The sequence below is a fragment of the Flavobacterium sp. RSP49 genome (genome assembly GCF_003968735.1).
GTDB lineage: Bacteria > Bacteroidota > Bacteroidia > Flavobacteriales > Flavobacteriaceae > Flavobacterium.
The window spans coordinates 1-8,964 of sequence record NZ_RYDN01000054.1; the positions used below are offsets into that span (position 1 = coordinate 1).

Here is an 8,964-nt window from a genome sequence, read left to right on the forward strand (position 1 = left end):
TATTCCCTTTTTTTTAAACTTTTCTTAACTTTGTCTTTAACTAGCTGATATCTCGTTTTTTGAAGATCAAAGTTTTTCCTTCTCCTCATCCAGATTCAAAAGAAAGGATGACTTTATCTACAAATTTTAGGGGTTCTACAGCTTTAACTAGTGTAAAATTGCCTTTCCTGTTTATTAAATCTTCAAAAATTCATGCTTTATTGCACTCAGCAATTCACTTTGCGTATTCAAGATAGCATCCCTAACTAGCATTCGAACAAAAAATCCGGTTTAACTCTTTCTTTTCAAACAGAAATCATGCTACATCATTTCGGTAAACATCATCAAAAAGAACTATTTGCACAATACCTTATATAAGGAGTACCTATCATTATATTCTCTCCATACTTTTAGAAGATAAATGACGCAAAAGCACTGCAAAACGAATAGTATCAAAAAAGGAACACTATTGTGCTTCAAAAAAAAAGCACTACTTTGTAACAAAAACCAGTATTGAATTACTAACGTATATATGAGTGATAATTTAGAACATTCTTTTGTAAAGCAGTTGCAAGAAAATCAGAATATAATCCACAAGATTTGTAGGTTGTATACTAATGGCGATGATGCACACAAGGATTTGTTTCAGGAAATTACGATTCAGTTATGGAAGGCTTTTCCAAAATTCAGAGGTGACAGCAAATTTTCTACTTGGGCGTATCGAGTTGCTTTAAATACAGCAATTACTTTATACCGAAAAACAAAACGATCCATAAACACCATAGAATTTGAAGGACGACAACATTTCCTGAATGACGTGGAATATGATTATGAAGAAGAGGAGCAATTAAAATTAATGTACCAAGCGGTTTACCAGCTGAATGATATTGAAAAAGCATTGATATTTATGTATCTGGAAGATAAGGATTATCATGAAATATCAGAAACATTAGGAATTAGCGAGGTGAATGCCCGGGTAAAAATGAATAGAATAAAAGGGAAATTAAAAAAAATATTAAATCCGTAAGGAATATGAAAGAGCTGGATTTATTAAAAAAAGACTGGCAGAAGAATGATAATTCTTTTGCGCAAGTATCCGAAACCGAGATTTACAAAATGATTCATAGAAAATCGTCTTCGATTGTGAAATGGATATTTATTATTAGCATTATTGAATTTGTAGTATTAAACACTTTGAGTTTTTTACTTCCTGATAAAAAGATGAGTGCATCTGAAACAATTGATATTTTTATTACTGTTTTAGATTATTTAAGTTATGGTGTAGCAATATTTTTTATGTATTTATTCTATAAGAATTATCGCTCTATATCAGTCACTTCAAATACTAAAAAATTGATGGAATGCATTTTAAACACACGTAAAACAGTCCGTTATTACATAGGATATAATTTGTTTCTTGTGTTTTTTGTTGCTATACTATTATTATCAACTGAAATCCTAATTAAATCTGCAACAAACAATGATAATGGATCTAGAATATTTTTAAATTGTATTCTAATGTTATTTTCCATAATTATTTTGGTAGGTATTGTATGGCTTTTTTACCAATTGATTTATGGTATATTATTAAAAAAATTAAATAGAAATTACACGGAATTAAAGAAAATTGATTTATAAAAAAAGAGGCAAAAGCCTCTTTTAATATTCCCATTTTCTAAATTTATTCAACTCTTCTTGCTCTTTAATATCTTCAGCAGGAATAACTTTAAGGAACGAAGGATGCTGCTCAATAGCAAATTCTACTTTTTCGACTATCTCATCAACTGTATCATTTTCATAATCAATATCTAAGGGCTCTTTAATAATGAACGATTGCAGGATTCCTTTCTTTTTCATCCGAAACCCTTTTTTATCAAATGAACGACGAAAACCATCTATAACAATAGGCACCACAATAGGCCTGTGTTGTTTGATAATATGGGCTGTTCCTTTACGAACTGGCTTAAAAGATTTTGTTGTTCCTTGCGGAAAAGTAATTACCCATCCGTCATTTAAGGCTGTTTTTATGTTTTCAGTATCATCCGGGTTAATTTCTTTTTTCTCTTGGACATCAACTCCTTTAGCACGCCAAGTCCGCTCTACAGAAATTGCTCCGGCATACGCCATAATTCTTGGTAACAATCCCGCCTGCATGGTTTCTTTGGCAGCAACATAATAAATATTCATTTTGGGTTGCCACAGATAGCAAACATTCTTGATAGTATCTTCTCGTCCGCTCAAACTTGCGTTAAAAACATGAAACATAGCAACTACATCTGCAAAATAAGTTTGATGATTGGAAATAAACAGCACGTTAGTGTCCGGTAAATTTCTGATAATTTCTGACCCTTCAATTTGCAATTCATTGAATCCTCTATAACGCCTGTGAGTTACAGCACCAAAAATTCGAATTAACCATTTTTTTATAAATAATATATGACCAAAAGGATTTCTTTTAAATAATCCCATAAAATTGTGTGTGTTTTTTTAAAATTTTAGTTACAAACTTACGAAATTTATATTTGAAGTTGAGCACTGAAGTACACAGAAAAAAATTGAACATGACAGCCAATTAATTGCTCTTTTCAATTCCTAAACAAAACTGTTTTAACGTAAAACTACTTTTAACACATCTTTCAATTCGCTCAACATCATCGCTGTAGCTCCCCAAATAATGTGTTCTTCAATTTTGAAAGCCGGTACATTTATATCATTCGCATAAGAAGTTGACAATTTTGCTTCAATTACAATTGCATCGTTTAAAAAAGTTGACAACGGTATTTCGATAATACTGGCTACTTCAGCAGGTTCCAATACAAATACAAGTTCTTCTTTGCTAATTCCCAAAAAAGGATACACCATAAAATTACTTGGCGGAATATAAATTTGAGTAAATGGTTTAATAATTTCAATTTTATCCGGAGGGATCCCTACTTCTTCATGTGTTTCACGTAAGGCTGTAATTGCATAATTCCCATCCTGTAATTCATACTTGCCTCCTGGAAATGCAATTTGTGCTGAATGAACTCCTTTATACGAGTTCCTCACAATTAAAACGAAATGAGCACTGTCCTTTTTAGGATAAAAAAGCATCATCACTGCTGCTATTCTTGGATTTTCAGCCTCTACAGTACTCTTTTTCAAGCTTTCCAATCGCTCTAGTGGCGCCATTTTGATATGTGCGTCAAATGCAGGTAGCCCAGCATTAATTAATTTAGGAACAAACCGTAAAAATTCTTGAAAATCCATAATCAAAGTCTATTTTTGTACACTGAAATTTAATATAAATATAGTTTAGAAAATGTGCTTGAGCAAATTTTCCAGGATCAAAAAGCCCCTAAAATGTACAGTAAAGAAGAGACCCAAAGATTAAAGCGAGAATTCTGGATTGCATTTGCAGAAAAATATCCCAGAAAATGGGTCTTATATGATACTAAGATTAAAGATTTCTCCTTTAAATTTTACGTAGACAATAAAAAAGCGCAAGTTTTAATAGATATTGAACATCGAAGTGACGAAAAAAGAATGGCTTATTTTGAAAAATTCGAAGCGTTAAAAAACATTCTTGAAGAAGAATTTATCAAAGATTTGATTTTTGAAAAAGACTACACTCTGGAAAGCGGAAAAACAATTAGCCGCATTTGGGTTGAAAAACTGGGTGTGGGAGTTAGCAATAAAAACTATTGGAATGAAATCTTTGATTTTTACAACGAAAAGATGAATGCTGTAGAATTATTTTATTTAGAATATGATGGTTTCATCAAAGACATCGAAAAACTTTAAAGCAACAAAATCTAATACGATAATTCACTGTTTACATATTGAAAATATTATAAACTATTATCCGATTGTCATAATTGATATAGAGCTGTTTTCTGTTATTTTGTTTTTTTCTGGTTATGATTGAGACGGTACAATCAAAGCCTTCATTGTCTTTACAGGTAAATGAATACACAATATCAGTCTCATTTTCTTCGGTGGGTTGATACTCGATTATTTCAAATAATTGAATGATTTGAGAATAAACTACAATCCTGTTTTTATCCGTATCCAAAGTAACCCGGAGATTGACCAGCTGTAAATCTGACCACTTATCCCCTTTTTCTTTTTTTTCTAAAACACTAAATCCTGATGTTTTAAACGTATAGCTTTGTCCATAAGAAGTATGCAACCCGATGACCAAAAAAAACAATATCTTGTATATTTTTGTCTTTGTCATTGTTTAAAATTGAAATTCAACACTTCCATTCTTGCCAATTCAAAATCGGATATCATTTCCTGAACAATTTCTCCCGCTGGTCGTATCGCGTGAATAATACCTGCTATTTGACCAATTTCTAATTCTCCTTCAATTACATCACCCTCAAACATCCCGCGTTTTGCTCTAGCTCTTCCTAATAAGGTAACAATTTCCTCTTTTGTAGGACCACTTTCATACAAATGCTGTACGTCTTGATAGAATTTATTTTTAATCAATCGTACCGGAGCCAGTTCTTTTAAAGTCAATTGTGTATCACCTTCCTTCACCTTTACGATGATTTCCTTAAAATTATCATGAGCGGATGATTCGATAGACGCTGCAAATCTGCTTCCAACCTGAACGCCATCTGCACCAAGAACCATTACGGCTAACATTGCATGGCCTGTGGCAATTCCGCCGGCAGCAATCAACGGAATCTTTATTTTTTCTTTAACCATAGGGATCAACGCAAGGGTCGTAGTTTCTTCTCTTCCATTATGTCCTCCGGCTTCAAAACCTTCGGCAACAACGGCATCGACGCCCGCATCTTGTGCTTTTAACGCAAATACAGAACTGCTGACTACATGCACTACCGTTATGCCATTTTCTTTTAAATATGAAGTCCACGTTTTAGGGTTTCCTGCTGATGTAAAAACAATTTTCACGTCTTCTTCAACAATAATTTTCATGATTTCTTCAATGTTTGGATACAACATAGGAACATTTACTCCAAAAGGTTTTGAAGTCGCTTTTTTGCATTTCTGAATGTGTTCCCTCAAAACTTCAGGATACATGGAGCCTGCTCCAATTAATCCTAAACCTCCGGCATTACTGACGGCACTTGCTAATTTATATCCGCTGTTCCAAATCATTCCGCCTTGAATAATTGGATATTTTATTTTGAAAAGGGCTGTAATTTTGTTCATGTGATCCTACTGTATTATTGTTTCATTATTTTTCCCGTTTTAGAAAAACCAACGGATTCCATTTTATAAAAGTACATTCCTTTCTCCAATTTTTTCAAGGAAATAGTTGCAGATTGAGGAGTTACTTTTTGTTCTAAAATTATTTGGCCTAAAAGAGTATAAATAAATAAAGTACCCATTTCAAATTTTGAAGGTAAAGAAACCGAAACAAAATCGCTTGTCGGATTGGGATAAATAATAAAATCATCTTTCGAAAAAGAAGCTATGGACAATTGATTGCTTAGCGCCAAATTAAAATCGGGGATTCCATATCCGTACTGATTATTTGGTACTGAAAATTTATCGGATGATTTGAGTACTAATTCTCTAATTTCCCTATTCGTTTTTTTAGGAAATGCCTGCCACAAACACGCTACCATTCCTGCCATAATTGGACTGGAAAAAGAAGTTCCGCTTGCCGTTACAATATTTCCTAACACATTAGAAACTACTGCTGCTTGTCCTTGTGCCATTACATCCGGTTTTATTCTTCCGTCAAAAGAAGGACCAATTGAACTGAAAGAAGTTATTACTTCAGAGGAATTTACTGCACCAACTGCAATTACTGAAACAGCATCTGCAGGAACGGCTATGTGTGGATTTGAGGAACTTCCTGAATTACCGGCCGATGTCACTAAAACCATTCCTCGGCTAAATGCAATTTCAGCTCCTCTAGACATAAATGCAGTTGTGCCATTCATTTCGGCATACGTATGATTGTAGGCCTGATTATCAAAATCAAAATAACCCAAAGAGGTGTTAATAATATCGACCCCTAAACTATCTGCTTTTTCTGTTGCTTCAACCCAAAGTGATTCTTCTACAGGATTTTCAGAAGTATCGTCTTCCGTAATAAATAAATAATAAGAGGCATCAGGTGCCGTTCCTACAAGAGCATTTTCTTTATAACCTCCCATTGTAGAAAGCACAGAAGTTCCATGTGAAGAACCGGTATAAAAATTTGGATTTCGTAATACAAAATTATAACCTCCTAAAATCTGACTGTTATTTCTTAATCTTTCAAAAGGAAGTATGGTATTTACACCCGGAAATCCGGCATCCATAACGGCAATTATTTTTCCTGAACCAGTATAATTCTGCTGATGCAACAGCTGCCCATTGAGCATCCGTATTTGATTTGAAGAAGATCCATATGCGTAATCAATTTTGGTTTTACTAGTCTTGTCCTCTCTTTTTACCTTAATTGATTTTGCGGTTTTACCCATTTGATTTAACGATTTGTCTGCAAAATCAACTTTATCTACAAAAGAAAATAGGGCTAATGACTGTATCGCCACCTGTTCTCCTCTAACATGAATGGCATTCATCCATTTAGATTTTGCCATAACAGTAATTCCCGATGTAGATTTTACTTGATTAACATAGGAAGCTTCTACCGGAATATCTTTAAAATCTAAGGCAATATTTTGATTGGATCTTCTGTCCAATGCTCTTTGAGAAAGCATTTTCAGTGGTGAATCAACATAGAATTGAGAATTGGGCTTCGCATTAAAATACACCCAAGCATCCTGTTGTGAAAAACCCACAGTAGTAATGAATAGAAAAAAGAATAAATAGAATTTTCTCATAGGTAACTATATTGTTAAGATATAAAGATATAGCTTCCAATGAAATTAAATGGCAATTGAAACTACGGTTTTTCTTGAAATCATACTAAAATAAAGTACTAAACTAAGAAATAACTCCTGAACCAACTAATTCATCCCCTAAATACCACGCGGCAAATTGGCCTTCGGTTATTGCCGACTGCGGTTCGTTAAAGTCCACGTACATTTCATTTTCAAACTGATGCAAAGTAGCCCTTTGCAACGGTTGCCTGTAGCGTATTCTTGCCATCACCTCCATCGTTCCTCCATTGGCCAAAGCCAAATCTTTACGAATCCAATGTACTTCTTCTTTTTCAATACGCAATGCTTTCTTGAATAATCCGGGATGTTGACTTGATAATCCGGTATATATCGTATTGGTTTCTACATTCGTGGCTATAATAAACAAGGGATCCGTTGTGCCTCCTACATTTAAACCTTTTCGTTGTCCAATAGTAAAATAATGAGCCCCTTGATGTTTCCCCACTATTTTTCCCATTTGTGGCGTGTACGGAATTTTTCTTGCTGCTGATTTTAAATCCGCTTCTACACTTAGGCCTACATGATTTTCAGCACTGTAAACAGGATCATTTTTATCTATTTGGATAATAATTCCGTCTTTGGGTTGCAATTTTTGTTGTAAAAATTCAGGCAAACGCACTTTTCCAATAAAACACAAGCCTTGTGAGTCTTTCTTTTCGGCAGTTATCAATTCCATTTGGGCAGCAATTTCACGTACTTCCGGCTTAGTTAATTCGCCAATGGGAAATAAGGATTTTGCTAATTGCTCTTGGGATAATTGACACAAGAAATAGGATTGATCTTTATTGGTATCGGCACCGGCTTTCAGTTGATACACGGTTTCGCCATTCACTTTGATTTCACTTTTTTGACAATAATGCCCCGTTGCAACATAATCAGCACCAAGACTCAAAGCAATTTTCATGAAAACTTCAAATTTTATTTCCCGATTACAAAGCACATCGGGATTTGGAGTACGCCCTTTTTCATATTCATTGAACATGTAGTCTACGATTTTTTCTTGGTATTCAACACTTAAATCTACCGTTTGAAATGGAATTCCAAGTTTTTCGGCAACTAACAATGCATCATTACTATCCTCCAGCCATGGGCATTCATTAGAAATAGTGACTGAGTCGTCATGCCAATTCTTCATAAAAAGACCAATAACTTCATACCCTTGTTGCTGCAACAAATAAGCAGCAACACTTGAATCTACTCCTCCGGAAAGTCCTACAACTACACGCTTCATCTTCAAAAAATTAAAATTTTATAAGGGTGCAAAGTTACAAAAAGATTTACAACAGTAATGGCTAACGATACCGTTAATTGTTTTTTGATTTTGTGGCATTTTCTGTAAAGCTCATATTGATTTCTTTGACTACTTTTCCTTTTTCAAAAAACTGCCATATACCCGCTTTCTTTCCATTTACAAAGTGTCCTTTAGAGACTGTATTCCCGTCGGAATCTCTAAAGATTGCTAAACCGTTATAAAGGTCGTTCTTGAAAGCAGACTCTTCCAACACGATTCCTTTTTCAGTATATTTTTTATAAAAGCCATTTTTTAAATTATTTATATAATTGATTTCTTCGGCAATTTTTCCACTTAAATAGAATACGGTACGCAAACCTTCAAGTTTTCCTTTACTATAGTGTTCCGTTGTCATTATATATTTTGAGGCCAAATGGTAATAGTTCCATTGACCCTCAAATACTTTATTGATCACTTTTCCTTCACTTACTTTATTCTTGTTTTGGTCGTAAAAAATAGTAAACGCTGCATTGTCTTTTGGATTAAATTCTCGAGTTGCAATTAGCGATTTTGCTCTGGTATCATCAAAAAAATTAAAAATACCAATTTCTTTTCCGTGCTCAAAAGTTCCTTCATATCTAGGTCGTTTTGAGGTTTCATATACACCTTTCCACACTCCGTGTTTTTTCCCTTTTGCATCTAATACATTAAAATCAGTTTGTGCATAAAGAAAAAACACATTCAAAAACATCAAAACCAATATTCTTTTTTTGTAATATGTTTTCATAATTACTTTTTTAGTACCGAATTCAGGTCACTTAAATTATGTCTTGTCCTGAATAACCGATACAGATTATTAGATAAAAATATTTAATTAAACACTTGCAAAAACGTTTTTGC

General features: G+C 33.7%; 10 protein-coding genes. 3 read left to right on the forward strand and 7 right to left on the reverse strand.

What is annotated here, in order from left to right:
• Positions 1-511 precede the first annotated feature (511 nt).
• Together EKM02_RS14395 and EKM02_RS14400 are read left to right on the forward strand one after the other, a co-directional pair.
• Positions 512-1,006 carry an RNA polymerase sigma factor gene (locus EKM02_RS14395; RefSeq protein WP_126456332.1) on the forward strand — a complete coding sequence of 165 codons (495 nt, stop codon included), beginning with the start codon at positions 512-514 and terminating at the stop codon, positions 1,004-1,006.
• A gap of 5 nt (positions 1,007-1,011) precedes the next feature.
• Positions 1,012-1,617 (forward strand): hypothetical protein, encoded by a 606-nt coding sequence (locus EKM02_RS14400; protein ID WP_126456335.1) that lies wholly within the window; start codon positions 1,012-1,014, stop codon positions 1,615-1,617.
• A gap of 21 nt (positions 1,618-1,638) precedes the next feature.
• Here EKM02_RS14400 and EKM02_RS14405 read toward each other — a convergent pair whose 3' ends face one another.
• Together EKM02_RS14405 and EKM02_RS14410 are read right to left on the reverse strand one after the other, a co-directional pair.
• Positions 1,639-2,448 (reverse strand): lysophospholipid acyltransferase family protein, encoded by an 810-nt coding sequence (locus EKM02_RS14405; RefSeq protein WP_126456337.1) that lies wholly within the window; start codon positions 2,446-2,448, stop codon positions 1,639-1,641.
• A 138-nt stretch (positions 2,449-2,586) separates the two neighbouring features.
• Entirely contained in the window at positions 2,587-3,228 is a 642-nt protein-coding gene (locus EKM02_RS14410; protein ID WP_126456339.1) for an NUDIX hydrolase, read from the reverse strand.
• 93 nt (positions 3,229-3,321) lie between these two features.
• Here EKM02_RS14410 and EKM02_RS14415 point away from each other — a divergent pair, with 93 nt between their 5' ends.
• Complete coding sequence (locus tag EKM02_RS14415) at positions 3,322-3,762, forward strand: DUF4268 domain-containing protein (protein ID WP_126456341.1); 441 nt, start codon at positions 3,322-3,324, stop codon at positions 3,760-3,762.
• Between the two features lie 31 nt (positions 3,763-3,793).
• On the opposite strand, the gene EKM02_RS14420 is transcribed toward EKM02_RS14415, so the two are convergent.
• The 5 genes from EKM02_RS14420 to EKM02_RS14440 all read right to left on the reverse strand — a co-directional run bounded on the left by EKM02_RS14420 (position 3,794) and on the right by EKM02_RS14440 (position 8,851).
• On the reverse strand, positions 3,794-4,198 hold the full coding sequence (locus EKM02_RS14420) for a hypothetical protein (RefSeq protein ID WP_126456343.1): 405 nt from the start codon (positions 4,196-4,198) through the stop codon (positions 3,794-3,796).
• Positions 4,195-5,145, reverse strand: coding sequence for an NAD(P)H-dependent flavin oxidoreductase (locus tag EKM02_RS14425; RefSeq protein ID WP_126456344.1), 951 nt, complete (start codon positions 5,143-5,145; stop codon positions 4,195-4,197). The genes EKM02_RS14420 and EKM02_RS14425 overlap by 4 nt, the downstream gene beginning before the upstream one ends.
• Before the next feature lie 14 nt (positions 5,146-5,159).
• Positions 5,160-6,773, reverse strand: a complete 1,614-nt coding sequence (locus EKM02_RS14430; RefSeq protein WP_126456346.1) for a S8 family peptidase — start codon at positions 6,771-6,773, stop codon at positions 5,160-5,162.
• Between the two features lie 103 nt (positions 6,774-6,876).
• Positions 6,877-8,064, reverse strand: a complete 1,188-nt coding sequence (gene mnmA, locus EKM02_RS14435) for a tRNA 2-thiouridine(34) synthase MnmA (RefSeq protein WP_126456348.1) — start codon at positions 8,062-8,064, stop codon at positions 6,877-6,879.
• Positions 8,065-8,137: 73 nt separating this feature from the next.
• Positions 8,138-8,851: a toxin-antitoxin system YwqK family antitoxin gene (locus EKM02_RS14440; protein WP_233592314.1), complete on the reverse strand. Its 714-nt coding sequence runs from the start codon at positions 8,849-8,851 to the stop codon at positions 8,138-8,140.
• Positions 8,852-8,964 lie beyond the last annotated feature (113 nt).

Bases quoted from the DNA above. Each gene is read 5' to 3' on its own strand.
- EKM02_RS14415 (WP_126456341.1), top strand. From the start codon at position 3,322: ATGTACAGTAAAGAAGAGACCCAAAGATTAAAGCGAGAATTCTGGATT.
- EKM02_RS14400 (WP_126456335.1), top strand. From the start codon at position 1,012: ATGAAAGAGCTGGATTTATTAAAAAAAGACTGGCAGAAGAATGATAAT.
- EKM02_RS14395 (WP_126456332.1), top strand. From the start codon at position 512: ATGAGTGATAATTTAGAACATTCTTTTGTAAAGCAGTTGCAAGAAAAT.
- EKM02_RS14430 (WP_126456346.1), bottom strand. From the start codon at position 6,773: ATGAGAAAATTCTATTTATTCTTTTTTCTATTCATTACTACTGTGGGT.
- EKM02_RS14425 (WP_126456344.1), bottom strand. From the start codon at position 5,145: ATGAACAAAATTACAGCCCTTTTCAAAATAAAATATCCAATTATTCAA.
- EKM02_RS14420 (WP_126456343.1), bottom strand. From the start codon at position 4,198: ATGACAAAGACAAAAATATACAAGATATTGTTTTTTTTGGTCATCGGG.
- mnmA (WP_126456348.1), bottom strand. From the start codon at position 8,064: ATGAAGCGTGTAGTTGTAGGACTTTCCGGAGGAGTAGATTCAAGTGTT.
- EKM02_RS14440 (WP_233592314.1), bottom strand. From the start codon at position 8,851: ATGAAAACATATTACAAAAAAAGAATATTGGTTTTGATGTTTTTGAAT.
- EKM02_RS14405 (WP_126456337.1), bottom strand. From the start codon at position 2,448: ATGGGATTATTTAAAAGAAATCCTTTTGGTCATATATTATTTATAAAA.
- EKM02_RS14410 (WP_126456339.1), bottom strand. From the start codon at position 3,228: ATGGATTTTCAAGAATTTTTACGGTTTGTTCCTAAATTAATTAATGCT.